At 71.9% G+C, this 24,210-nt stretch carries 20 protein-coding genes; 10 read left to right on the plus strand and 10 right to left on the minus strand.

All coding sequences use genetic code 11. The features are described 5' to 3' along the window. Positions 1-2 precede the first annotated feature (2 nt). The 9 genes from puhB to bchF are packed head-to-tail and all read right to left on the minus strand — an operon-like array spanning position 3 to position 11,504. Positions 3-689 carry a photosynthetic complex putative assembly protein PuhB gene (gene puhB, locus ASF20_RS09140; protein ID WP_056273183.1) on the minus strand — a complete coding sequence of 229 codons (687 nt, stop codon included), beginning with the start codon at positions 687-689 and terminating at the stop codon, positions 3-5. Next, the gene (gene puhA / locus ASF20_RS09145) at positions 686-1,462 is read right to left on the minus strand and encodes a photosynthetic reaction center subunit H (protein WP_056273189.1); all 777 of its coding nucleotides are present in this window, start codon (positions 1,460-1,462) and stop codon (positions 686-688) included. Before puhA ends, puhB begins: the two co-directional genes overlap by 4 nt. Positions 1,463-1,474: 12 nt before the next feature. Then, a complete protein-coding gene (locus tag ASF20_RS09150) occupies positions 1,475-2,893 on the minus strand; it encodes an MFS transporter (RefSeq protein ID WP_056273192.1) in 1,419 nt (472 codons plus the stop codon). After that, on the minus strand, positions 2,890-3,591 hold the full coding sequence (bchM, locus tag ASF20_RS09155; RefSeq protein WP_056273195.1) for a magnesium protoporphyrin IX methyltransferase: 702 nt from the start codon (positions 3,589-3,591) through the stop codon (positions 2,890-2,892). Before bchM ends, ASF20_RS09150 begins: the two co-directional genes overlap by 4 nt. 14 nt (positions 3,592-3,605) lie before the next feature. Continuing rightward, the gene (gene bchL / locus ASF20_RS09160) at positions 3,606-4,499 is read right to left on the minus strand and encodes a ferredoxin:protochlorophyllide reductase (ATP-dependent) iron-sulfur ATP-binding protein (RefSeq protein WP_056273198.1); all 894 of its coding nucleotides are present in this window, start codon (positions 4,497-4,499) and stop codon (positions 3,606-3,608) included. Next, positions 4,496-8,206 carry a magnesium chelatase subunit H gene (locus ASF20_RS09165; protein WP_056273202.1) on the minus strand — a complete coding sequence of 1,237 codons (3,711 nt, stop codon included), beginning with the start codon at positions 8,204-8,206 and terminating at the stop codon, positions 4,496-4,498. Before ASF20_RS09165 ends, bchL begins: the two co-directional genes overlap by 4 nt. After that, the gene (bchB, locus tag ASF20_RS09170; protein ID WP_056273204.1) at positions 8,181-9,722 is read right to left on the minus strand and encodes a ferredoxin:protochlorophyllide reductase (ATP-dependent) subunit B; all 1,542 of its coding nucleotides are present in this window, start codon (positions 9,720-9,722) and stop codon (positions 8,181-8,183) included. Before bchB ends, ASF20_RS09165 begins: the two co-directional genes overlap by 26 nt. A gap of 4 nt (positions 9,723-9,726) precedes the next feature. Further along, positions 9,727-11,004: a ferredoxin:protochlorophyllide reductase (ATP-dependent) subunit N gene (locus ASF20_RS09175; RefSeq protein ID WP_056273208.1), complete on the minus strand. Its 1,278-nt coding sequence runs from the start codon at positions 11,002-11,004 to the stop codon at positions 9,727-9,729. Beyond that, positions 11,001-11,504, minus strand: coding sequence for a 2-vinyl bacteriochlorophyllide hydratase (bchF, locus tag ASF20_RS09180; RefSeq protein WP_056273211.1), 504 nt, complete (start codon positions 11,502-11,504; stop codon positions 11,001-11,003). Before bchF ends, ASF20_RS09175 begins: the two co-directional genes overlap by 4 nt. 310 nt (positions 11,505-11,814) lie before the next feature. Here bchF and ASF20_RS09185 point away from each other — a divergent pair, with 310 nt between their 5' ends. The 8 genes from ASF20_RS09185 (at position 11,815) to ASF20_RS09220 (ending at position 20,226) form a co-directional block, all read left to right on the plus strand. Beyond that, positions 11,815-12,699 carry a cobalamin B12-binding domain-containing protein gene (locus ASF20_RS09185; protein WP_056219082.1) on the plus strand — a complete coding sequence of 295 codons (885 nt, stop codon included), beginning with the start codon at positions 11,815-11,817 and terminating at the stop codon, positions 12,697-12,699. A 71-nt stretch (positions 12,700-12,770) separates the two neighbouring features. Then, complete coding sequence (gene ppsR, locus ASF20_RS09190; RefSeq protein WP_056273216.1) at positions 12,771-14,216, plus strand: transcriptional regulator PpsR; 1,446 nt, start codon at positions 12,771-12,773, stop codon at positions 14,214-14,216. A 132-nt stretch (positions 14,217-14,348) separates the two neighbouring features. Next, the gene (gene chlG / locus ASF20_RS09195) at positions 14,349-15,233 is read left to right on the plus strand and encodes a chlorophyll synthase ChlG (RefSeq protein WP_056273219.1); all 885 of its coding nucleotides are present in this window, start codon (positions 14,349-14,351) and stop codon (positions 15,231-15,233) included. Beyond that, on the plus strand, positions 15,230-16,591 hold the full coding sequence (locus tag ASF20_RS09200; RefSeq protein WP_056273222.1) for a BCD family MFS transporter: 1,362 nt from the start codon (positions 15,230-15,232) through the stop codon (positions 16,589-16,591). The genes chlG and ASF20_RS09200 overlap by 4 nt, the downstream gene beginning before the upstream one ends. Before the next feature lie 4 nt (positions 16,592-16,595). Next, positions 16,596-17,792: a geranylgeranyl diphosphate reductase gene (locus ASF20_RS09205; protein WP_056273225.1), complete on the plus strand. Its 1,197-nt coding sequence runs from the start codon at positions 16,596-16,598 to the stop codon at positions 17,790-17,792. Positions 17,793-17,800: 8 nt separating this feature from the next. Continuing rightward, complete coding sequence (locus tag ASF20_RS09210) at positions 17,801-18,298, plus strand: TspO/MBR family protein (protein WP_056273776.1); 498 nt, start codon at positions 17,801-17,803, stop codon at positions 18,296-18,298. A 3-nt stretch (positions 18,299-18,301) separates the two neighbouring features. Further along, a complete protein-coding gene (locus ASF20_RS09215; protein ID WP_056273228.1) occupies positions 18,302-18,610 on the plus strand; it encodes a hypothetical protein in 309 nt (102 codons plus the stop codon). 35 nt (positions 18,611-18,645) lie between these two features. Further along, complete coding sequence (locus ASF20_RS09220) at positions 18,646-20,226, plus strand: cytochrome c (protein WP_056273232.1); 1,581 nt, start codon at positions 18,646-18,648, stop codon at positions 20,224-20,226. Between the two features lie 112 nt (positions 20,227-20,338). Here the strand turns inward: ASF20_RS09220 and map are convergent, their stop codons facing one another. Further along, on the minus strand, positions 20,339-21,088 hold the full coding sequence (map, locus tag ASF20_RS09225) for a type I methionyl aminopeptidase (protein WP_056273236.1): 750 nt from the start codon (positions 21,086-21,088) through the stop codon (positions 20,339-20,341). A gap of 177 nt (positions 21,089-21,265) precedes the next feature. Between map and hrpB the strand changes: the two genes are divergently transcribed. Together hrpB and ASF20_RS09235 are read left to right on the plus strand one after the other, a co-directional pair. Beyond that, entirely contained in the window at positions 21,266-23,770 is a 2,505-nt protein-coding gene (hrpB, locus tag ASF20_RS09230) for an ATP-dependent helicase HrpB (protein WP_056273779.1), read from the plus strand. Then, positions 23,767-24,210 carry a DUF805 domain-containing protein gene (locus ASF20_RS09235; protein WP_056219058.1) on the plus strand — a complete coding sequence of 148 codons (444 nt, stop codon included), beginning with the start codon at positions 23,767-23,769 and terminating at the stop codon, positions 24,208-24,210. Before hrpB ends, ASF20_RS09235 begins: the two co-directional genes overlap by 4 nt.

Here is a 24,210-nt window from a genome sequence, read left to right on the forward strand (position 1 = left end):
GATCAGCTCGCAGTGGCGAGGCGCGGGCCGGGCGCCACGCGCGGCCGCAGGATGACCGGGCCGGCCGTCTCCTCCGGCGCCGCGCGATGGGCCGCCAGCGCGCGGGCCAGGATCGCGGCCACCTCGCCGCCCTGCGCCACCGTGCGCAGCATCGGCTCGGGCCGGTTCACGTGCCAGGGCCGGGCATGGGGCCAGAGGTGGAGGTAGGCGACGCGGTTGCCCGGGCGAAGGCGCAGGGGAAGATCGGCGCTGCCGTCGCCATAGAGGTGGCAGCCGGCCCCCTCCACCAGGGCGAAGGGCAGGTTCAGGGTCATCGGCAGGGCGATGCCGATCCGCATGACCACCCGGCGGTTGGTGATGGTGTAGGTGGTGGTGCGGGCCGAGAGCCAGCCGAGGAGGCCCAGGAGCAGGACCGCACCGGTGCCGATCCCCAGGGTGGGCAGGGCGAGCGACGTAGCCTCCCGAACCTGTCCGGCGAGGGCCGCCGGGAGCGCCGCCCACAGGGCCAGCCCGACGAACCAGAGGCCGACGAGGCGCAGATGCAGCGCCCGGAAGGCGATGCCGAAGCCGCAGGGGCGTCCCTGCCAGAGGATGTGCTCGCCGGCGGGCAGCGGCGCCGGCAGGCCGGGCGGCGCGTCGAAGGCGTTGGCGGGCAGGTGCGGCACGGGCCGCCTGATGGACCGGTTCACAGGATGGCCTCCTGCCGGGTGGGGGTCGCGTAGAGGGTGCCGCCGCCGTAGAACGCCATGATCCGCTCCTCTTCGTTGAGGGTGACCGAATCCGGATCCTTGGTGGTGGGGACGTCGGCGAACTGGTGCGCCAGCAGGGCTTCGCAGGTCACGCGCTGGGAGAACCGGCCGGTCCGGCAGAAGGTGGCGGGCATCAGCACCCGCCGGCCGCCGGCGCCGAGCTCGACCTCGTAGTAGCGCACCATGGATTCCCCGCGATCGACCCAGAGATCGCTCACGGTGCCGGCCACCTGCCGGTCGGCGCCGAACACCGACATGCCGATGGGGTTCGGGCCGAGTTCATGGACCACGAAGTGCTCCGCGACCCGCAGGGGCACGATGCGCTTCTCGCGATCCCAGGTCTCGTCGTGGCTGTCCTCGCGGTCGGCGTAGGAGCCGGGACCGATGGCGTCGTGCAGCCCATCCGTATCGGGCTCCAGCGGTGCGCCCGGCCAGACCTCGTGCTTGTGGCCGCGATAGGTCCAGGGGGTGCGCTCGCCGGTCTGGGGCGCGTGCTTCACGTGGCCGTTGGAGAGGAAGAAAGCCTTCGGCGACGGGATCAGGAACGGGTCCGGGGGCATCGCCCGGCCGCGGGCGGCCTCGGATTCGAGCGGGTAGCCCTCGCGGCGATCCTCGCGGCGCAGGTAGAAGACGAGGCCGGCGAAGAAGATCCAGAACGCGTAGAGGACCAGCTGCGCGACGTCGACGTAGCCCGTGATTTCACCTCTCGGCATGGCCGGTCTCCTTCAGGCTGAGCGAGGCAGGGATCGAGGAAGAGGCGTGCGGCTCTCGGGCCGGACGAGCGGGCCGATGGCCAGCAGCGTCGCGAACAGCAGCGCGATCTCCAGATGGTAGACGATGAGGTACCCGGTGGAGGGCAGGTTCAGCGCCTCGCCGAGCCGGCCGGTCTCGGCCAGATGCGCGCCGAGATCGCGCAGGATGCCGCTCGCCGCGATGGCGAGGCCGGCCGCGCTGGCCTGGACCGCGCCCCAGGCGCCGAGGGCGAGGCCCGTATCCTCCGGGCCGGCCTTGGCCATGGAGGCCGTCAGTGTCCCGTGAGCGAAGAGGCCGCCGCCGAGGCCGATCAGGGCGACGCCCACGGCGAAGAGCCGGGCGGAATCCAGGGGCGCGGCGAAGACCACCGCGGAGAAGGCCGCGATGCCCACGACCGCCCCGGAGGCCGCGACCCGGAAGGCGTCGCCGCCCCGGTCGAGCCAGCGCGCCGCGATCAGGAGCCCGAGGCCGCCGCCGGCGGCCAGCAGCGCGGTCAGGGCCGTGGTGGCGGCCACCGGCAGGTGCAGGATCTGGCCACCATAGGGCTCGAGCAGGATGTCCTGCATCGAGAAGGCGGCGGTGCCGAGCCCGGTGGCGACGAGGCGGCGGCGCGCCCGGCCCTTGCCGGCATAGAGGGCCCAGGAGTCCGAGAAGGTCGGCCGGGGCAGGTCGCGCGCCGTGCGGGTGGGCGACCGGGGCTCCTGCTTCCAGAGGGCGATGCCGTTGAGCACGACGGTGAGGAGCGCGGCCCCCTGGATCACCTTGATGAGGCGCAGGGCCGAGAAATCCGCCAGCAGCAGCCCGAAGGCGATGGCGCTCACCACCATGCCGGCCAGCAGCATGACGCAGAGCAGCGCCACCACCCGCGGTCGCGCATGGGCCGGGGCGAGGTCGGTGGCGAGCGCCAAGCCCACGGTCTGAGTGGTGTGCAGGCCGGCGCCGACCATGACGAAGGCGAGCGCGGCGGCCACGTGGCCGGGCCAGGCCGGGCCGGTGGTGTCGCCCGACAGGATCAGCAGGGCGAAGGGCATGATGGCCAGCCCGCCGAACTGCAGCAGCGTGCCGAACCAGATGTAGGGCACCCGGCGCCAGCCCAGGACCGAGCGGTGGGTGTCCGAGCGGAACCCGACGAGCGCCCGGAACGGCGCGAAGATCAGCGGCAGGGACAGCATCACGGCGACGATCCAGGCCGGCACCGCGAGTTCGACGATCATCACCCGGTTGAGGGTTCCGATGAGCAGCACCGCGGCCATGCCGACCGTGACCTGGAACAGGGCGAGCCGCAGCAGGCGCCCCATGGGCAGCTCCGCCGTCGCCGCGTCGGCGAAGGGCAGGAAGCCGGGACCGACGCGTTGCAGGGCGCGGGCCATGGAGGCGCCAAGGCGGGTCATGGCAGCCGCCGGAGTTCGAAGGCCTGGGACAGGTAGAACCCGCTGTTCACCCGGTGCGCGCGTGCGACCCGGACACCGGCCAGGGCCGGCTCCGCCGCCAGGCGACGGCGCAGGTCCGCCGCGCCGACGGGCACGATGGCGGGCGCCCGGTCGCCGCGCGGGAAGGCGCGGCCGGCCATGTGCATCAGCGTGAGAAGGGGCGTGCGCGGCGCGACGGTGAAGAGGATGCCGGCCTCGGTCCGGGCCGCCAGGGCCGCGAGCGCCTGCACGATGTCGGGCGTGGCGTAGTGGATCAGGGAATCCATCGCCACGACGTGGTCGAATCGGCCCAGCGCGGGGTCGAGCATGTCGCCGACCCGGAAGTCGATCCGCCCCGGGGCCGACAGGGTGGTGCGCTCCCGGGCGAGGCCGATCAGCGTCGGCGACACGTCGATGGCGACGACCTCGGCGCCGCGACGCGCCGCCTCCAGGCTCAGGGCCCCGGTGCCGCAGCCGGCATCGAGGAGGCGCCGGCCCGTGAGGTCTTCGGGCAGCCAGGACAGGAGGTTGGCCCGCATGGCGTCGCGGCCGGCCCGCACCGTGGCGCGGATCTTCGAGACCGGCGCGTCCGAGGTCAGCCGGGCCCAGGCTTCGACCGCGGTGCGGTCGAAGTATGTGGTGAGCTGGGAGCGGCGGGCGGCGTAGCTGTGCGAGGTCATGGTTCGGCGCCCGCTCAATCGAAGCCGAGGAATTCGAACAGGTCACGGTCCTTCATGGGGATCGCGTTGAGCGGCTTGCCGCCGGCCCAAAGATGCGCCGCGAGACGCATGTACTCGGTGGTGACGGCTTCGAGTTCCGGCGTCGGATCCATCTCGAACAGGGTCGACTTCTTGAGGCGCGAGCGCCGGACCACGTCGAGGTCGGGGAAGTGCGCGATGCGCTCGAGGCCCACGGCGGCATTGAAGCGGTCGATCTCGTCGGTCTTGGCCGAGCGGTTGGCGATGACCCCGCCGAGGCGCACCGGATAGTTCTTCGCCTTGGCGTGGATCGCGGCCACGATCCGGTTCATGGCGAAGATCGAGTCGAAGTCGTTGGCGGTGACGATGAGGGCCTGGTCGGCGTGCTGGAGCGGCGAGGCGAAGCCGCCGCAGACCACGTCGCCGAGCACGTCGAAGATCACCACGTCGGTGTCCTCGAGGAGGTGGTGCTCCTTGAGGAGCTTCACCGTCTGGCCGACGACGTAGCCGCCGCAGCCGGTGCCCGCCGGCGGGCCGCCGGCCTCGACGCACATGACGCCGTTGTAGCCCTCGGCCACGAAATCCTCGATGCGCAGCTCCTCGGAGTGGAACTGCACGGCCTCCAGGGCATCGATCACGGTCGGGGCCAGGCGCTTCGTCAGCGTGAAGGTCGAATCGTGCTTGGGGTCGCAGCCGATCTGCAGCACGCGCTTGCCGAGCTTGGAGAACGCCACCGACAGGTTCGACGAAGTGGTCGACTTGCCGATGCCGCCCTTGCCGTAGACCGCGAACACCTTTGCGGTGCCGATCTTGAGGTTCGGGTCGAGCTCGACCTGGACGCTGCCCTCGGGCTGGCGCGCGGTGACGGGATTGCGGATGGCGATGTTCATGCGGCGACCCCTGCGGTGATGCCTTCGACGCGGTCCTCGAGTTCCTCCTCGGCGCGGTCGAGCGCGTCGCGCGTCTCCGCGTCGGGGGTCCAGAAGCCGCGCTGGTGCGCCTCGATCAGCCGGTGAGCCACCTTGGCCGAAGCGGTCGGGTTGAGGGCCGCCATGCGCGCGCGCATGGCGGGGTCGAGGACGTAGGTCTCGGTGATGCGCTGGTAGACCCAGGGGGCGACGCCGTTGGTGGTGGCCGACCAGCCCAGGGTGTTGGTGAGGTGCGCCTCGATCTGGCGCACGCCCTCGTAGCCGTGGCCGAGCATGCCCTCGGTCCATTTCGGGTTGAGCATCCGGGTGCGGGTCTCCAGGGAGACCTGCTCCGTCAGGGTCCGGACCACGCCTTCGCCGCGGGTCTGGTCGCTGATGAAGATCGGCACCGCCGCGCCGCGGGCTTCGGCGACGGCGCGGCCCATGCCGCCGAGACCGTCGAAGTAGTGGTCCACCGAGGTGACGCCGACCTCGACCGAATCGAGGTTCTGGTAGGCGAGATCGACGGTGGCGAGCACGGCCCCCATCAGGGCGCGCTGGGCGGTGGGCACGCCGGTGCGGCCGTAGGCGAAGGATTTGCGCCGCGCGAAGGTCTCGGAGATCTCGTCGGCCTCTTCCCAACGGCCGGATTCGACGAGCTGGTTGACGTTGGCGCCGTAGGTGCCTTCCGCGTTGGAGAACACCCGCAGGGCCGCGGTCTCGAGGTCGATCCCGTGCTCGGCCTGGAGCGTCAGGGCGTGCTTGCGCACGAAGTTCCGGTCGGACGGCTCGTCGGCGGTGGCGGCGAGATAGGAGGCTTCGGCCAGGAGCTTTGTCTGGAGCGGCAGCAGATCGCGGAAGATGCCCGACAGGGTCACGACCACGTCGATGCGCGGGCGACCCAGGGTTTCGAGGGGGATCAGAATGGCGCCGCAGAGGCGGCCGTAGCCGTCGAAGCGCGGGGCCGCGCCGATCAGCGCCAGGGCCTGGGCGATGGGACCGCCCTCGCTCTTCAGGTTGTCGGTGCCCCAGAGCACGAGGGCGATGCTCTCGGGCAGCGCCGCGCCCTCGTCGCGGTAGCGGGCCAGGAGACGCGCGGCCTGCCGGGCGCCGTCCGCGAGGGCGAAGGCCGAGGGCAGGCGGTAGGGGTCGAAGCCGTGCAGGTTGCGGCCCGTGGGTAGGATGTCCGGGTTGCGCAGGAGGTCCCCGCCGGCGACGGGGGCGATGAAGCGGCCGTCGAGGGCGGCGAGGAGGCCCCGGATCTCGTGATCCCGTGACAACAGGAGATCGGTCTCGCGCAAGGACGCGAAGGCGGCGCGGTTCGCATCGGAGGGGCCGAGACCGCCCTGCGCCAGGGCGGCGTCGATGGCCGCGCCGGCCACCAGGGCCTGGAGGCCGGCACGGGTGGGCACGAGGCCGTGGCTGGCCTCCGCCAGGGCGAGGAGGATGTCGGTCCGCTCCTCCGGCGGCGTCGCCTGCCCGACCACGTGGAGGCCGTGCGGGATCAGGGTGTGCTCCAGTTCATGGAGTGCCGTGCCGAGGCCGTGGACGTGGCCGGCGAGATCGGCGGTCCAGGCGGGCTCGGCGGCGACGAGGTCGAGGCCGGCGCCCTGGGCCTGGATCAGCTCGGCGAGATCGCGGCGCTCTCCCACCGCCTCCGGCTCCAGGCCGCGCCAGCGTTCGATCGAGGCCTTGAGGTCGATCAGGCCGCGATAGAGTCCGGCCTGGGCCAGGCTCGGGGTCAGGTAGCTCACCAGGGTCGCGGCCGAGCGGCGCTTGGCCAGCAGGCCCTCGGACGGGTTGTTGGCGGCGTAGAGATAGATGTGGGGCAGCGCGCCGATCAGCCGCTCGGGCCAGCAGGCGCCGGACAGGCCGGTCTGCTTGCCGGGCATGAATTCCAACGCCCCGTGGGTGCCGAAATGCAGGACCGCGTCGGCGCGGAAATCCTCGCGCAGGTAGCGGTAGAAGGCCGAGAAGGCGTGGGTCGGGGCGAAGCCGCGCTCGAACAGCAGCCGCATCGGGTCGCCCTCGTAGCCGAAGCCCGGCTGGACGCCGACGAAGACGTTGCCGAACTGCGCGCCGAGGACGAAGATCTGCGAGCCATTGCTGTTCTGGCGGCCGGGGGCCGGCCCCCACTGCGCCTCGATCTCGGCGAGGTGGCGCTCGCGGCGGACATGGTCGTCGGCCGGGATGCGGTGGTGGACGTTGGCGGGCGTGCCGAACCGGGTGGCGTTGCCGTCGAGCACCGCCCCGCGCAGGGCTTCTACGCTCTCGGGCAGATCGACCGCGTAACCCTCGGCCTTCAGGGCCGCGAGGGTGTTGTGGAGGGAGTGGTAGACCGACAGGAAGGCGGCGGTGCCGATGCTGCCGGCGTTGGGCGGGAAGCCGAACAGCACCACGGCGACCCGGCGCTCGGCCCGCGCCTTGCGGCGCAGGACCACGAGGCGCTCGATGCGGGCGGCGAGCATGTCGGCGCGCTCGGGATGCACGACCATGTCGCGGGCGCTGGCGCCGAGGGAGCGGCTGGAGCGTCCGCCGAACACCATCGGACTGGTCGCGCCGTCGAGCTCGGGGATCGCCACCATCATGGTGGCCTCCACCGGCGACAGGCCCCGGTCGGAGGCCTCCCACTGCTCCAGGGTCTGGAACTCGAGGGCGTGGGCCGCGAGGTAGGGCACGTCGAGGTCGGCGAGGAGCGCCTGTGCCCCGGCGGCGTCGTTGTAGGCCGGGCCGCCCACCAGGGAGAAGCCGGTGAGCGAGACCAGCGCGTCGATGGTCGGGCGCCCGTCGCGCCGGAAGAACGCATCGATGGCCGGGCGGTTGTCGAGGCCGCTGGCGAAGGCTGGCACGACGCTGAGCCCCCGCGCCTCCAGGGCGGCGATGACGCCGTCGTAATGCGCCGTGTTTCCGGCCAGCACGTAGGAGCGCATCACGAGGAGGCCGACGCGGCCCTTCAGGGCGCCGGCGGGTGCGGGCACCTTCGCCCCATCCTCGCCGATCCGGCCGGCCATGCGCGGATGATACAGCCCGGTCTCGGGGTAGCTGAGCGGCGCCGGCGCGGCGGCGATTCGGCGCCAGCCCTCGCGCGGGCCGGCGGCGTAGCGGCCGACCAGGAAGCGCACGAGGTTGGCGATGTTCTCGTCCGAGCCCGAGAGCCAGTATTGCAGGGTGAGGAAATAGGCCCGGACGTCCTGGGCGGAGCCCGGAATGAACCGCAGGATCTTGGGCAGCTTGCGGATCATCGCCATCTGGCGGGCGCCGTTGCCCTGGGCGCCGGGCTTGCCGCGCAGCTTCTTCAGGAAATCGAGGGCGCCGCGCTTGGTGCTGTCCATGTCGAAGCGGTTGAGGCGGGTGGTCTTCACCACCTCGCTCGCCGACAGGCAGCCGATCATGGCGTCGCAATGCGGGCGCCGGGCCAGCAGGGACGGCAGGATCGCCCGGACGTGCTCGTCCATGAACAGCATGGTGGAGAGGACGATGTCGGCGCGGGCGATGTCGGCCTTGCAGGCCTCCAGGGCGGTGGCGTCGGTGTCCCAGGCGGCGGCCGCGTGGAAGTCCAGGGTGAGGCCCGGCAGGTCGCGGGCGAGCCGTTGGCGGGCGCGCTCCAGCGCGCTCGCCACGTGGTTGTCCATCGTCACGAGGACGACCCGGAGCGCCGGGCGCTCAGCGTCCGAAATGCGCTTTGGCATCGTACAATGTCTCGACGGTGATGAGCGGCAGGGCACGTTCCCGTGCGAAGCGCTCGGTGTTCGCGCGGGCCTTGCCCCGCACGAAGAACGGGATCTTCTTCAGTTCCTTCTCGGCATCGGTCGCCCAGGTCAGGAGAATCGGTTCTGCGGCCACCGAAGGTGCCGGGGCGACCGGCTGCGGCGCAGCGACACCGTGCCGGGGCAGGTGCGAGGGCGCGGCGGCACCGTGGAACTCGGCATCCTCGCGGAACATGCCGAGCAGGTGTTCCTCCAGGCCCATCATCAGCGGGTGGACCCATGTGTCGAACAGGACGTTGGCGCCTTCGAATCCCATCTGCGGCGAGTGGCGCGCGGGGAAATCCTGGACGTGGATCGGCGCCGAGATCACCGCGCAGGGCAACCCGAGGCGCTTGGCGATGTGCCGCTCCATCTGGGTGCCGAGCACGAGCTCCGGTCCCGCGGCCTGGATCGCGGCCTCGACGTCGAGGTAATCGTCGGTGATCGTGGCCTCGATGCCATAGAGCGCCGCCTCGGCCCGGACCTCGCGGGCCAATTCGCGGGTGTAGGTGCCCAGGCCCACCACCTTGAAGCCGAGTTCCGTGGCGGCGACGCGGGCGGCGGACAGCGCGTGGGTGGCGTCGCCGAAGATGAAGACCCGCTTGTCGGTGAGGTAGGTCGAATCGACCGAGCGCGAATACCAGGGCAGGCGCGAGGGGGCACCGGCGAGGACGGGGGCGGGATCGACGCCCGCGGCGGCGGCCACCGCCTCGACGAAGCGGATGGTGGCCTGGACGCCGATCGGGACGATCTCGACCATCGGCTGGCCGAAGGTCTTCTGAAGGTGAAGGCCGGCGGCACGGGCGATCTCGGGATAGAGCACGACGTTGAAATCCGCCGCCCCGAGGCGCCCGAGATCGGCGGGCGTCGCACCGAGCGGCGCCACCACGTTCACGTCGATGCCGAGGGCGGCGAGGATCTTGGTGACCTCGACGAGGTCGTCGCGATGGCGGAAGCCCAGTGCCGTGGGGCCGAGGATGTTGCAGAGGGGGCGGCGCCCGTCGCGCGCGCTCGGCGTGCCGCCGGCCAGCGCCCGGACGAGGCGGTAGAGGGTCTCCGAGGCGCCCCAGTTCTCCTTCTTCTGGTAGGCCGGAAGCTCCAGGGGGATGACCGGGATCGGCAGGTCGAGGGCGCGGGCGAGGCCGCCCGGGTCGTCCTGGATCAGCTCGGCGGTGCAGGAGGCCCCGACGATCATCGCCTGCGGCTGAAAGCGCGCGTAGGCCTCTCCCACGGCGTTCTGGAAGATCGCGGCGGTGTCGGCGCCGAGATCGCGGGCCTGGAAGGTCGTGTAGGTCACCGGCGGGCGGGCGTCGCGCCGCTCGATCATGGTGAAGAGCAGGTCGGCATAGGTGTCGCCCTGCGGCGCGTGCAGCACGTAGTGCAGGCCCTGCATGGCGGTGGCGATCCGCATGGCGCCGATATGCGGCGGTCCCTCGTAGGTCCAGAGCGTGAGCTGCATCGCCTCAGACCTCCAGCCGGGCGCGGCGCTTCAGCGGGCGCGCAAACAGTTCGGCGAGGTCTCCGGCCTGGTCGTAGCCCTGGATCGGGGTGAACAGCAGCTCGATCGACCACTTGGTCGCCAGCCCTTCCGCCTCCAGCGGGTTGGCGAGGCCGAGGCCGCAGACCGTGAGGTCGGGCTTTTCCGACCGGCAGCGATCCATCTGCGCGTCGAGGCTCTGACCCTCCACCACCTTCGTGCCGGCCGGCAGCAGCGCCAGTTCCGGCGCATGGTGCTGGCGATGGAGGTAGGGCGTGCCGACCTCGATCAGCGCCGCCCCCATCTCGCGCGACAGGAAGCGGGCGAGCGGCAGTTCGAGCTGCGAATCGGGAAAGAAGAACACCCGCTTTCCGGCGAGGCGCTCCCGGTAGAGGTCGAGGGCGACGGCGGCGCGGGCTCGACCCGGGGCGGTGACGCGGGCGAATCGCTCGGCCGGGACGTCGAAGGCCTCCGCGGCGGCAGCGAGCCAGCCTGTCGTGCCCTCCGCCCCGAGGGGGAACGGCGCCGGGAGCCGCTTCGCACCCCGGGCCTCGAGGGCGCGGGCGGTCTCGGCCAGGAAGGGCTGGGCGAGGAGGAAGCGGGTGTTGGGCCCGACCGCCGGCAGCGTCCCGGCGCGGCGCGCGGGCAGGAAGGCCACGTCGGCGAGGCCGAGATCCGTGAAGAGGCGGGCGAACTGGTCCTCGACCACGTCGGCCAGGGCGCCGACCACCAGGAGCGCGGGCGCCCCGGTCTCCGCGGCGCGGGGCATCTCGGGGACGAGGGCGGCGAGGCAGGCATCCTCCCCTTGCGTGAAGGTGGTCTCGATGCCGCTGCCCGAGTAGCTCAGCACCCGCACGTCGGGGTGGAAGCTGCGGGACAGGCGCTGGGCCGCCCGCGACAGGTCGAGCTTGATCACCTCCGAGGGGCACGAGCCCACGAGGAACAGCAGGCGGATGTCGGGGCGGCGCTCGATCAGGCGGGCGACCACCCGGTCGAGCTCCTCGTTGGCGTCGACGAGGCCGGCGAGGTCGCGCTCGTCGAGGATCGCGGTGGCGAAGCGCGGCTCGGCGAAGATCATCACCCCGGCGGCGGACTGGATGAGGTGGGCGCAGGTGCGCGAGCCGACCACGAGGAAGAAGGCGTCCTGGATCTTGCGGTGCAGCCAGACGATGCCGGTCAATCCACAGAACACCGCGCGCTGGCCGCGCTCCTGGCGGATGTCGCAGCCCGTCTCCAGGGCGGGAAGCGGCGCGTGGGCGTTCATCGCGCCGCCTCCGCGACGAGGCGGGACGGCCGCGTGTGGAGCCGGGCGGCGCGCAGCTTCAGCACGAATTGCGCAGCGTTGACGGCGTAGGAGGCGTAGGCGGCCAGGGCGAGGCCCATCAGGCCGGCGGTGTCGAGGGCGCCGGCGGCCAGCGCTACGAGGTAGGCGGTGTGCAGGGCCAGCACGAGCATGCTGACCATGTCCTCCCAGTAGAAGGCTGGGGCGAAGAGGTAGCGGCCGAAGACGGCCTTCTCCCAGATCGAGCCCGTGACCATGATCGCGTAGAGCACCAGGGTCTTCACCACCACGGACGCGTTGGCGGCGGTCGCGCCTTCACCTGTCCACAGGGTGCGCAGGACGAGGCCCAGACTCACGGCGAACACGAGGAATTGAAGGGGGGCCAGAACCCCCTGGACCAGGGTCCAGCGGGTGGCGTCGCGACGGGCGCGCTGATCGGCGTCGTAGAGAGGTCGTCTGGGCCTGTCCGCACTCCGGATCATGCTGTCCGCCCCCCTGTGGAGACCCCTTGCGACCAGGTCGCCGGGCCTCGTTGAAGGGGAGGTTAGGAAGGCGGTCCCGATGTGTCAAGCCAGCTTTACGTCAAAACGAAATGACAGATTGAATGCAAGATAGTTACAGGGTGCGTATTGATAAAGTCAGTTTCGGGCGTATCGTGCGACTTCATTGCAGAGGCCGGCCAAGCTGGCCCTCCCCGGCGCCGGGGTACTGAGGCGCGTGCTCAGACGTCCCGGAATTCGACGCGCAAGATCGAACCGACAGTAAAGCCGTCAGCCACATTGGGAGGGACCAATGGATGATGTGAGTCAGTTCGGTGATCGCTTGCGCTACGAACCATCCAGCCGGGATGTCGCGGACCTGTGCGAATCCCGCATCAGCGCCCAACTCGCAGTCTTCGGACAGGCGATCCGGCTGCAACGGGATCTGGCGCGCGTCGTCGAATCCGAGATCATTCCACGCCTGATGCTGGCGCACCGGATCGAGCCGGCCCCGGAGCCGACGGACGTGCTGCCGAGCGAGGAGCAGATCGCGGCCTTCACGGCCCTCATGCTCGACCCGGCCGGCGACGATGTGGAGGGCCGGCTCGCCGAACTCCTGGCGACCGGCCTTGGGACCGACAGCCTCCTCCTCGACCTCCTCGCGCCGACGGCCCGCCACCTCGGCACCCTGTGGGAGGAGGACCTCTGCGACTTCGTCGAGGTGACCCGTGCCATGGGGCGGCTGCAGCGAATCATGCGCGAGATCACGAGCCGCTTTCGCAGCGAGCCCGTGGCCCCCGCCGTGAACCGGAAGATCCTGCTGCTGCCCTGTCCGGGAGATTCCCACAGGTTTGGCCTCACCCTGGTGGAGCAGTTCTTTCGGGAAGCCGGCTGGTCGGTGACCTCGACGATCACGCAGCCGGAGACGGACAGCCTCCGCTGCATCCAGGAGGAGTGGTTCGACGTCGTGGGACTGTCCCTCGCCTCCGAGACCCTGCTTCCGACGATGACCGAGACCGTGGCGGCCTTGCGCCGGAATTCTCGGAACGAAGCGCTGCGGGTCCTCGTTGGGGGCCCGGCCTTCGCCGCCAATCCGGACAGCTTCCGGCGCGTCGGGGCCGACGCGAGCGCCGGCGACGCCCGCACGGCCCTGTCCGTTGCCGAATGCTTGCTTGATCTGCCGGTCAGACCCTGCTGAAAGACAGTTTCGATCGACACAGCCTCCCTCCCTGATCCGACCTGCCCGACCACATCCCGACGTGGTGATCCGTGACCAGCCTGGCGCTTCCTGCCGCGAGCCATGCGCTCGCGGCGCTTCAAAAGTCACTCGGCCCTCTCGACGCGCAGGCGGCGGGATTGCTGGTGGCTGCCGCGACGGACCTGTCCCTGGTCATCGACGGTGACGGCGTCGTCCGGGAAGCGACGTTCGGCAGCGCCGATCTCGCGGACGAGGGCTGCGAAGCCTGGCTGGGTCGGCCGTGGGTCGACACGGTCACGGTGGAGAGTCGCCCGAAGATCGCCGCGCTCCTCAAGGATGCCGCGCCCGGCGCCGTCACGCGCTGGCGCCAGGTGAACCACGTCTCGCCCACCGGCACCGACCTGCCCGTGCGCTACGCCGCCATGCGGTTGGCCAAGGACGGCCAGATCCTCGTCCTCGGGCGGAACCTGCGTGCCATGGCCTCGCTGCAGCGGACCCTGGCCGAGACGCAGCAGGCGCTGGAGCGCGACTACCTGCGCATGCGCGGCGCCGAGACCCGGTACCGCCTGCTGTTCCAGCTCGGCTCCGAGCCCGTCCTCGTGGTCGATGCAGCGACCCGCCGGGTGACCGAGGTGAATCCCGCCGCCTCCCGGCTGATCGGGCGGGCCGAGAAGCGCATCGTCGGCCAGGATGCGGTCGACCTGTTCGACGGCTCCTGTGTCCGCGACCTCGAATCGCTTTTCGCCGGCCTGCGGATGACCGGGCAGGCGGCCGACCTGGAGGCGAGGCTCGGGCATGGACGCGGCGCCGTGCGCGTCGCCGCCTCGCTGTTCCGCCAGGAGAACGCTACCAGCATCCTGCTGCGGCTGGCCTCCCCCGAACCCCTGGAGACGAGCGCGGCCCGTACGGGCGCCGGCGCGCTCGACGTCCTGCGCAATCTGCCCGAAGGCTTCGTGGTCACCGACCCCGCCCGCCGGGTGCTCACCGCAAATCCCGCCTTCCTGGACCTTGTGCAGCTCGCCTCGGAGGAGCAGGTTCGCGGTCAGCCCCTCGACAGCTGGATCGGGCGGGAGGAATCGGAGGCCGCCGCCCTGTTCGCGACGCTGTCGCAGCATGGCTCCGTCCGCCACTTCCCCACGCAGGTCCGCGGGGCTTACGGCAGCGTCGAGGATGTCGAAATCGCCGCCGTCTCGGTCCCCGGCGGCAGCCAGCCCTGCATCGGCTTCACCCTCCGTGCAACGCCCCGGCGCGCCGCGGCCGTGGCCGGCGGGCGCGAGCTGCCCCGCTCCGTCGAGCAGATGACGGAGCTCGTCGGGCGCGTCTCGATGAAGAACCTCGTGCGCGAATCGACCGATCTGATCGAGCGCCTGTGCATCGAGGCCGCTCTGCGCATCACCCGCGACAACCGGGCCTCGGCCGCCGAGATGCTGGGTCTGAGCCGCCAGGGCCTCTACGCCAAGATGCACCGCTACGGCATCGGCGATCTCGAAGGCCGCGACGCCCCCGACGAAGCCTGACCTGCGGCGGAGAACCGGTCGTCACGAACGTCTGACCGGGCGACCGGATGCGGCGTCGCCGGGGCCCGACCTCACGACAATATTGTAAATCAAACTTGACACTCAGGTATGTAAAACTCTAGCGTCGTCGGTATGGCAACGCCTGCACCCAGCGCCCTCATCGAGCTTCTGAAGCCGATCACATGGTTCGCGCCGATGTGGGCCTTCACCTGTGGAGTGGTCTCCTCCGGCGCTTCGCCCACCGGGCAATGGCCGGTGATCGCCGCGGGGGTGATCCTGGCCGGCCCCCTCGTCTGCGCCACTTCGCAGGCGGTGAACGACTGGTACGATCGCCACGTCGACGCCATCAACGAGCCGCAGCGGCCGATCCCGTCGGGTCGGATGCCCGGGCGCTGGGGTCTCTACGTCGCCGCGGGCTGGACCGTCCTGTCCCTCGTCGTGGCCACCGCCCTCGGTCCCTGGATTCTCGGCGCCGCCCTGTTCGGCCTCGTGCTGGCCTGGATCTACAGCGCCCCGCCCCTGCGCCTGAAGCGCAACGGCTGGTGGGGCAATTCGGCGGTGGCGATCTGCTACGAAGGGTTGCCCTGGTTCACCGGAGCGGCGGTGATGGCCGCGTCGGTGCCGGACCACCGGGTCCTGCTGGTCGCCCTGCTCTACTCGGTCGGTGCCCACGGCATCATGACCCTCAACGACTTCAAGTCGGTGGAGGGCGACGGCCGGACCGGCATCCGCTCCCTGCCCGTGCAGCTCGGAACGCTCGGGGCCGCCCGTCTCGCCTGCCTCGTCATGGCCGTCCCCCAGGTGGCCGTCATCCTCGGCCTGTTCGCCTGGGACCGGCCCTGGCACGGAACGGTCATCGGCCTCCTGCTGCTCGGTCAGTTCATCCTGATGCGCCGCCTCCTGGCCGCACCCCGCGAGCGGGCCGCCTGGTACAACGGCACCGGCACCACCCTCTACGTGCTCGGCATGCTGGTGGCGGCCTTCGCCCTCCGGCCCCTGGTCCAGGGAGGTCCATGATGCCGAACCCGACCTTCGGCTGGCTCGCCATCGTCCGGCTCGGCCTCGTGCAGACGGCCCTCGGCGCCGTCGTGGTCCTGATGACCTCGACCATCAACCGCGTGATGGTGGTGGAACTCGCCCTGCCGGCCATCGTGCCGGGCGGCCTCATCGCCCTGCACTACGCCGTCCAGGTCCTGCGCCCGCGCTGGGGCTACGGCTCGGATCGCACCGGCCGGCGCACGCCCTGGATCGTGGGCGGCATGGCGGCTCTGGCCCTCGGCGGGTTCGGCGCGGCTGTCGCCACCGCCCTTGCCGAGACGCACCAGGCCGCGGGCCTCGCCCTGGCGGTGGTGTCCTTCCTCACGGTCGGGATGGGCGCGGGGGCCGCCGGGACCTCGCTCCTCGTGCTCCTCGCCACCGGCGTCGACGCCCGCCGGCGCGGAGCCGCCGCCACCGTCGTCTGGGTCATGATGATCGCGGGCTTCGCCATCACGGCGCCGCTGGCCGGGCACTTCCTCGATCCCTTCTCGGGCGACCGCTTGATCGCCGTGTCCGGCACGGTCTCGCTCCTCGCCTTCGCGATGGCGGTCCTGGCGCTGCGCGGCGTCGAGCCGGCAAAAGGGTCGTCCGGCGGCACCGAGGCGGCGGAGAAGCGTCCGTTCCGCGAGGTGCTGGCGCGGGTCTGGGCCGAGCCGGAATCCCGGCGCTTCACGATCTTCATCTTCATGGCGATGCTGGCCTACAGCGCGCAGGAACTCATCCTCGAACCCTTCGCCGGCCTCGTCTTCGCGATGACGCCCGGGGTGACCACCAAGCTCGCGGGCCTGCAGCACGGCGGCGTGCTCGCCGGCATGCTGACCGTGGCGGGCCTCACCATGGGCCTCGGCGGTCCGGTGCTCGGGTCCCTGAAGGTCTGGACCACGCTGGGCTGCCTCGGCTCGGCCCTCGCCCTCCTGGGCATCGCGGCGGGTGGCCTGGCGGGCGCCGACTTCCCCTTGCGGGTGCCGGTCTTCGCCCTCGGCCTGTTCAACGGCATCTTCGCCGTAGCGGCCATCGGCTCGATGATGGCGCTGGCCGGGGCCGGCGGCGAGGCCGAGCGCGGCACGCGGATGGGCGTCTGGGGCGCGGCCCAGGGCGTGGCCTTCGGAGCCGGCGGATTCCTCGGCACCGTCGCGGTGGACCTGGCCCGCCTCGTCACGCCGCGCGTGGTCGACGCCTATGCCAGCGTGTTCGCCGCCGAGGCGCTGCTCTTCGTTCTCGCCGCCGCCCTGGCCCTGCGCATCGCCCATGCTCCCATGACCCAAGCCCCAGCAACCCAGGTGCCGCGGGGCCGGCGTCTTCAATCGTCGTTCGAGACATCGCTATCCACGAGGTGAGATCATGGCGGCCGACCGGGACACCGACCTCGAAACCTACGATGTGGTGGTTGTGGGCGGTGGCCCGGCGGGGGCCACCGCGGCGACCGACCTCGCGCGCAGCGGGCGGCGCGTGCTGCTCCTCGACAAGCCCGGACGGATCAAGCCCTGTGGCGGCGCCATCCCGCCGCGCCTGATCCGCGATTTCGCCATCCCCGACCATCTCCTTGTCGCGCGAATCCGCTCGGCCCGGATGGTCTCGCCCCGGGACAAGCGCGTGGACATGCCGATCGGCGACGGCTTCGTCGGCATGGTCGACCGGGCCGACTTCGATCCCTGGCTGCGGGAGCGGGCCGCCGCCGCGGGCGCGGTGCTCCGGCCCGCCACCTTCCGGCACATCGAGCGCGACGCGGAGGGGGTCGCCGTGCACTACCTCCAGGACGGCTTTCCCCGCGCCGCCCGGACGCGCCTCGTCATCGGGGCCGACGGGGCGAGTTCGGCGGTGGGCCGCGCCGAGGTCCCCGGCCACGCCGCCATGCGGCAGGTCTTCGCCTATCACGAGATCGTGCGCCTGCCCGAGGGGGATGCGCACGACGTCGAGGCCACGCGCTGCGACGTCTATTATCAGGGCAAGCTTTCGCCGGACTTCTACGCCTGGGTGTTCCCGCACGGCGACACGGTGAGCATCGGCACCGGGAGTGCCCGCAAGGGCTTCTCCCTGCGGGGCGCCATCCGGGCCCTGCGCGCCTCCACCGGCCTCGAGGCGGGCGAGACCGTCCGCCGCGAGGGCGCCCCCCTGCCCCTGAAGCCCCTGCGCCGCTGGGACAACGGCCGCGACGTCCTCCTCACCGGGGATGCCGCCGGCATCGTCGCGCCGGCCTCCGGCGAGGGCATCTACTACGCCATGCTCGGCGGACGCCTCGCCGCCGAGGCGGGCCAAGCCTTCCTCGCCACGGGGCAGGCCCGGGCCCTCGCGGGCGCGCGCCGCAACTTCATGCGGCTGCACGGACGCGTCTTCCTGATCCTGCGGATCATGCAGGCGGTCTGGTATCGCAACGACGGCCTGCGCGAGCGCTTCGTGTCGATCTGCCGGGATCGCGACGTGCAGCAGCTGACCTGGGATTCCTACATGAACAAGGAGCTGGTCCGGGCCAAGCCCGCGGCCCATGCGCGAATCTTCTTCAAGGATCTCGCGCACCTGTTCCGCTGGGTCTCGCCGTGAATCCCGCCATGGCTCTCGACGGGGCGAGCGGCTGGGCGCCGGCCGGAATCGCCGCCATCACGGCGATCCTGGTGGCGCTGGCGGGTGGCCTCCTGACCACGACCGGGCCCTGGTACCAGGCCCTCAGGCGCCCCGCGTGGAAGCCGCCGGACTGGGCCTTCGGCCCGGTCTGGACCACGATCTTCACGCTGACGGCGATCTCGGCGGTGCTCGCCTGGAACGCCGATGCGAGCCCGGCGGCCCGGGCGGCCCTGGTGGCCGCCTACGCCGTCAACGCCGTGCTGAACATCGCCTGGAGCGGCCTGTTCTTCCGCCTGCGCCGGCCGGACTGGGCCTTCGTCGAGGTGCTGTTCCTGTGGCTGTCGATCGCGGTGCTGATCATCGTCACAGGGCGCGTGCACGGGATGGCTGCCCTTCTCCTGCTGCCCTACCTCCTCTGGGTCGGGATCGCCGCCTGCCTGAACCGGGCGATCGTCCGCCTCAACGGTCCGTTTCGGAGCGCGTGAGCGATGGAGGCCTTTCTCGCCAGCGGTCACCTCGTGGACGCCATCCTGCTCCTCGTGGCCATCGAGGCGTTGGGACTGATCCTGTGGAGCCGTCGGGCGCAGGGCGTCTGGCCGCTCGCGCTCCTGTGCAATCTGACCGCCGGCGCAGCCCTGATGCTGGCGCTGCGCGGCGCCCTGACCGGTGCCGGCTGGCCCGTGATCGCCGGATGCCTCGCCGGGGCCGGGCTGGCGCACCTCACCGAGATGGCGCTGCGCCTCGGCCTCCTCGCCCCGCCCGTCTGCCTTCGCGATCCCCACGACACGCCCATCTGACCACCCCCCAGACCCCACAGTTCCGGAGAGACGCCATGGACTATCGCCGCACCGCTCTCCGTCTGGGGACCGGCCTCGTCGTGGGATTGGCCGCCCCGGGCGTCTCGATCCATGGCGCCTCGGCCCAGGATGCCGAGCTGATCAAGCGCGGCGAGTACCTGGCGACCGCCGGAGACTGCGTCGCCTGCCACACGGCACCGGACGGGAAGCCCTTCGCCGGCAACTACGTGCTCAACACGCCGATCGGGAAGATCCGCACGCCGAACCTGACCCCGGACCCGGAGACCGGCCTCGGCCGGTGGAGCGCGGACGACTTCTACCGCGCCTTCCACGAGGGCATCACCAAGGACGGCTCCTACCTCTACCCGGCCTTTCCCTTCGCCTGGTACACGAAGGTCACCCGCGCCGATTCCGATGCGATCTTCGCCTATCTGAAGTCGCTGCCGGCGGTGCACGAGCCGCGCAAGCCCTCCGAGATTCCCTTCCCCTTCAACATCCGCACGGCGCTCATCACCTGGCGCACCGCCTTCTTCACGGCCGGCGAATTCCAGCCGGACCCGCAGGCGAGCGCCGAGGTCAACCGCGGCGGCTACCTCGTCGAAGGGCTCGGGCATTGCGGCATGTGTCACAACGCCAACAAGATAGTCGGGAACAGCGGCCTGGCCGGCAAGCTCGGCGGCGGCGTCATCGACGGCTGGTACGCCCCCAACATCACCCCCGACGACCATACCGGCATCGGTGGCTGGAGCGACGACCAGGTCGTGACCTACCTGAAGACCGGCGCCGCCCCGGGGAACCAGCCAGGCGTCGCGGCGGGCCCGATGCGCCAGACCATCCAGGAATCCCTGTCGAAGATGACCGATGCGGACCTGAAGGCGATGGTGGCCTACCTGCGCACGCAGAAGGCCAGGGAGAGCTACAAGGTCAAGGACATCCAGGCCTTCAACCAAGCCGACGCCCCCGGTGCGGCAACCTATCTCAGCTACTGCTCCTCCTGCCACAAGCCGGACGGGAAGGGCGTCGAGGGGGCGATCCCGGCGCTCGCCGGCAACACCTCGGTGCAGGCGCAAGGCCCCGAGACGGTGATCCGCGTCATCCTCGGCGGCCTCTCGGCCCAGAACGGCTACGCGCCGATGCCCGCCATCGGCGCGGGCATGACCGACCAGGAGGTGGCCGACGTCACCGACTACGTCCGCAATGCCTGGGGCAATGCCGCCCCGGTGATCAGCGAGCGCGGCGTCGTCGCCACGGCGCGCAAGGCGACCGAGACGATGCTGGCCGGCACCGCGCCCTGCGCGGAGATCGCCCAGCCGGAGATCGCCAAGGCGGTGGCCGAGTCGGGGGCCGCCCAGAGCCTCGCGGGCCTCGACCCCGAGAACTTCATCCCGATCCTCAACGCGCTCTTGCCGAAGATCAAGGCCGCCGTCCCGGACGCCAAGGGCGACGATATCGTCAACGGGCTGACGACGGCCTTCTGCAAGGCCGGACGGAACGACACGCGCTACGACAAGGCCGGATGGCACGCGGTGATCGGCAGCTTCGCCAGCGTGACCTATGCCCAGCTCAAGAATCCCGAGCTGAAGGCCTCGACCATGGGTTCGACGCCCACGCCCTGACGGGATCGCCTTGAACGGGGCCGGTCGCGAAGACGGTGGATCCTGCGCCGCGGATCCTGCCGCGACGGGTCGCCCGGCACGGGCTCCGCTCCTGCGCCGGTGGTGCGCCTCCCTAGCTCACCATGGTGACGACGAGCGGGCCGTTGCGGGTGGCGACGACCGTGTGCTCGTACTGGACCGTGGGCGCCTGCGGCCGGCTGTAGAGGGTCCAGGGATCGTCCCCGTCCTCGGCGAATTCGGCCCCGAGGGAGAGGAATGGTTCGACGGTGAAGACCAGGCCCTCCGTCGCGACCCGGCGCTCGGAGGCGTCGGGCCAGGTGGCGATCTCGGTGGGCTCCTCGTGGAGGGAGTGGCCGACGCCGTGGCTCGCCAGGTTGCGCACCAGCGTGTAGCCGTTCCGGCGCGCGAAGGCGCCGACCGCCTGGCCGATGGCGGCGATCGGCTTGCCGGTGCCGACCTGGCGCAGGCCGGTCCACATCGCCCGGCGGCCATCCTTGCACAGCCGCTCCACCGCGCGGGTCACGGGCGGCACGGGGAACGAGGCGCCGGTATCGGCGAAGTAGCCGTCCTTCGCCGCGGAGACGTCGATGTTGACGAGGTCGCCCGGAGCGATCCGGCGGTCCCCCGGGATGCCGTGGGCGACCTCTTCGTTGACGCTGATGCAGGTGGCCCCGGGAAAGCCGTAGGCCAATTCCGGCGCCGGTTGGGCGCCGGCCGCCTCCAGGAGCCGGCGTCCGATCCGGTCCAGCTCAGCCGTCGTCATCCCGGGCTCGATGGCCTTCCCCATCGCGTCCAGCGTCTGGGCAACGATGCGCCCGATCCGCTTCAGCGCCGCCAAGTCGTCGTCGCTCGATACCGTCATGTCGCTGTCCCTCGGGGCCGCCCGAATGGCCGGCCGCGCGCATCGCCGCTCGTCGCGGCAATCCCATAGCGGATCGTCGGCCCCGGGACGACCGGGGGTTCGGCATGGCGGCCATCAGCCTTCATCGGGCGATGCCCCGGCTTGCGGATCGCGCCGGATCGCGTCACCAGCACCGCGATGGCTCAGACGCTTCCCGCCACCGCCGTATCGGACCTGCCGATCGAGGACGCCCTCCCGGCCCTGCGCGACGCCCTCGCCGGAGGGCCGGCCGCGGTGCTGGTGGCACCGCCCGGCGCGGGCAAGACCACCCGGGTGCCGCTGGCCCTCCTCGACGCGCCCTGGCTGCGGCCCTCCCACAAGATCATCCTGCTGGAGCCGCGCCGCCTCGCCGCCCGGGGGGCCGCCGAGCGCATGGCCGCTACGCTGGGCGAGCGCGTCGGCGAGACGGTCGGCCTGCGGGTCCGCCTCGGCTCGAAGATCTCCGGCCGTACCCGGATCGAGGTCGTCACCGAGGGCGTCTTCACCCGCATGATCCTCGACGACCCGGAACTCACGGGCATCGGCGCCGTCCTGTTCGACGAGTTCCACGAGCGCTCCCTCGATGCGGATCTCGGCCTCGCCCTGGCCCTCGATACGCAAGGAGCGCTGCGCGAGGACCTGCGGATCCTCGTCATGTCGGCGACCCTCGACGGCGCACGGGTCGCCGGCCTACTCGGCACGGCGCCGGTGATCGAATCGGAGGGGCGCGCCCACCCGGTCGAGACGCGCTACTGGGACCGCGACCCGAACCGGCGCATCGAGGAGGTCATGGCCGAGGCCATCCTGCGGGCCCTGCGCGCCGATCCGGGCTCGGTCCTGGCCTTCCTGCCGGGCCAGGGCGAGATCCGCCGGGTCGCGACGCTGCTGGCCGACAAGGTTGACGACGCCACCGAGATCGCGCCGCTCTACGGGGCGCTGACACCCGCCGAGCAGGATCGGGCTGTCGCCCCCGCGCCCCCGGGCCGGCGCAAGGTGGTGCTCGCGACCAGCATCGCCGAGACCTCGCTGACCATCCAGGGCGTGCGCATCGTCGTCGATTCCGGACTGTCGCGCGTCCCCGTCTACGAGCCCGGCCTGGGGCTGACCCGCCTCGTCACCGCGCGCGCCTCCCGGGCCTCCGTGAACCAGCGCCGGGGTCGCGCCGGCCGCACCGAGCCCGGCATCTGCCACCGCCTCTGGGCGGAGGCCGCCACCAACGCCCTCGAACCCTTCACCCGCCCGGAGATCCTCGCCGCCGACCTCTCGGACCTGGTGCTCGACTGCGCCGCCTGGGGCGTTTCCGATCCCGCGACCCTCGCCTTCCTCGACCCACCGCCCGCGCCCGCCCTGACCGAGGCGCGGGCGATGCTGCGCGACCTCGGAGCGATCGAGGGCGAAGGGCGGCTCACGGAGACCGGCCGGGCCCTGCGTGCCCTGCCCCTGCCGCCGCGCCTCGCCCGCATGGTCGTCGGCGCGGCCGGATACGGCACGGCCCGCGCGGCGGCGGATCTCGCGGCGGTGCTGGTCGAGCGCGGCCTCGGCGGGGACGACACCGACGTGACCCATCGAGCCGAGCGCTTCGCCCGCGACCGCGGCCAGCGCGCCAGCGACATGCGCCGCCTCGCCCAGGGCTGGGCCCGGCAGGCGGAGGGCTTCGCCGGCAAACTGATCAGCGCACCGGCCGGCCTCGACATGAGCGAGGCCGGACCGCTCCTCGCCCTGGCCTATCCCGACCGCGTCGCCCGCGCTCGCGGCCGTGACGGCGAGTTCGTGATGGCCAATGGCCGGGCCGGGCGCGTGGATGCGGCCTCCGCCCTGGCCCGCGCGCCCTTCCTCGTCGTCGCCGAGCTCACCGGCAGCGCCGCCCAGGGGCGCATCCTGTCGGCGGCCCCGATCACCCTGGAGGCGATCGAGGCGTTGTTCGGACCGGCGATCGAGGCGGCGACGCAGATCGCCTTCGATCGGAGCGCCCGCGCCCTGCGGGCCCGCTCCCTGCGGCGCCTCGGAGCGCTCACCCTGGGGGAGCGCACCCTGCCCGTCCCGGCCGACCTCGCCTCGGCGGAGATCCTGGCGCGGGGCGTCGGCGAGATCGGTCTCCAGGCCCTGCCGTGGACGCCCGCGCTGACGCAGTGGCGCGCCCGCCTGCAGTTCCTGCGCACGGCCGATCCCGAGACCTGGCCCGACCTGTCCGACGCCCACCTCGTGTCCACGATCGAGGCCTGGCTGGCGCCCGAGATCGTCGGGCGCACCAGCCTCGATGCGATCGGTGCCGACGACCTGGCGCGCGCCCTCCAGGCGCTCCTGCCCTGGTCCCTGCGCGCCCGGCTCGACGCGGAAGCCCCGACACACGTCGAGGTACCCACCGGCTCACGCATCGCCCTCGACTACGAGGCCGAGGGCGGGCCGGTGCTCGCCGTCCGGGTGCAGGAGCTGTTCGGGCTCGAACGCCATCCGAGCATCGCCGGGGGACGCATCCCCCTGGTGCTGCACCTGCTCTCGCCGGCCTCGCGGCCGATCCAGATCACCCGCGACCTGCCGGGCTTCTGGCGCGGGTCGTGGAGCGCCGTGCGCTCGGAGATGCGCGGACGCTATCCCCGCCATCCCTGGCCCGAGGACCCGGTCGCCGAGCCGCCGACTCGGCGGGTGAAGCCGAGGGGCACGTGAGCGAACGCCTCCACTCCCCCCTCGCCCTCTACGATCCGCGCGGGCGGCTCGCGGTCTCCGCCTACCGGTACCTGCTGATCCGCGCGCTGCTCCTCGGCTCCGGGCTGCTCTGCCTCGGTATCTGGCTCGCGAGCCTCGGCCTGCGCTGGGTCGGGTTCCTCGCGGTCGCCGGGATCCTGCCGGTGATGGGGGCGACGGCGATCCAGACGGTCCGGCGCCTGCACGACCGGAACCGCAGCGGCGGCTGGCTCGGCCTATATGTCCTGGCGGAAACCGTCGGCGTCCTGCCCCTGGAGCGGGCCGTCGACACCCATCCCCTCCCCGTCATCGCCCTCGTGGCGGCGATGCTCGGCGTCTTCGTCTGGTTCTTCGTCGAGACGGTGTTCCGGGCGGGGAGCCCCGGGACCAACCGGTACGGTCCGGTCCCCGCAGCGCCTTGA

The organism is Methylobacterium sp. Leaf88 (assembly GCF_001422795.1).
Classification (GTDB): domain Bacteria; phylum Pseudomonadota; class Alphaproteobacteria; order Rhizobiales; family Beijerinckiaceae; genus Methylobacterium.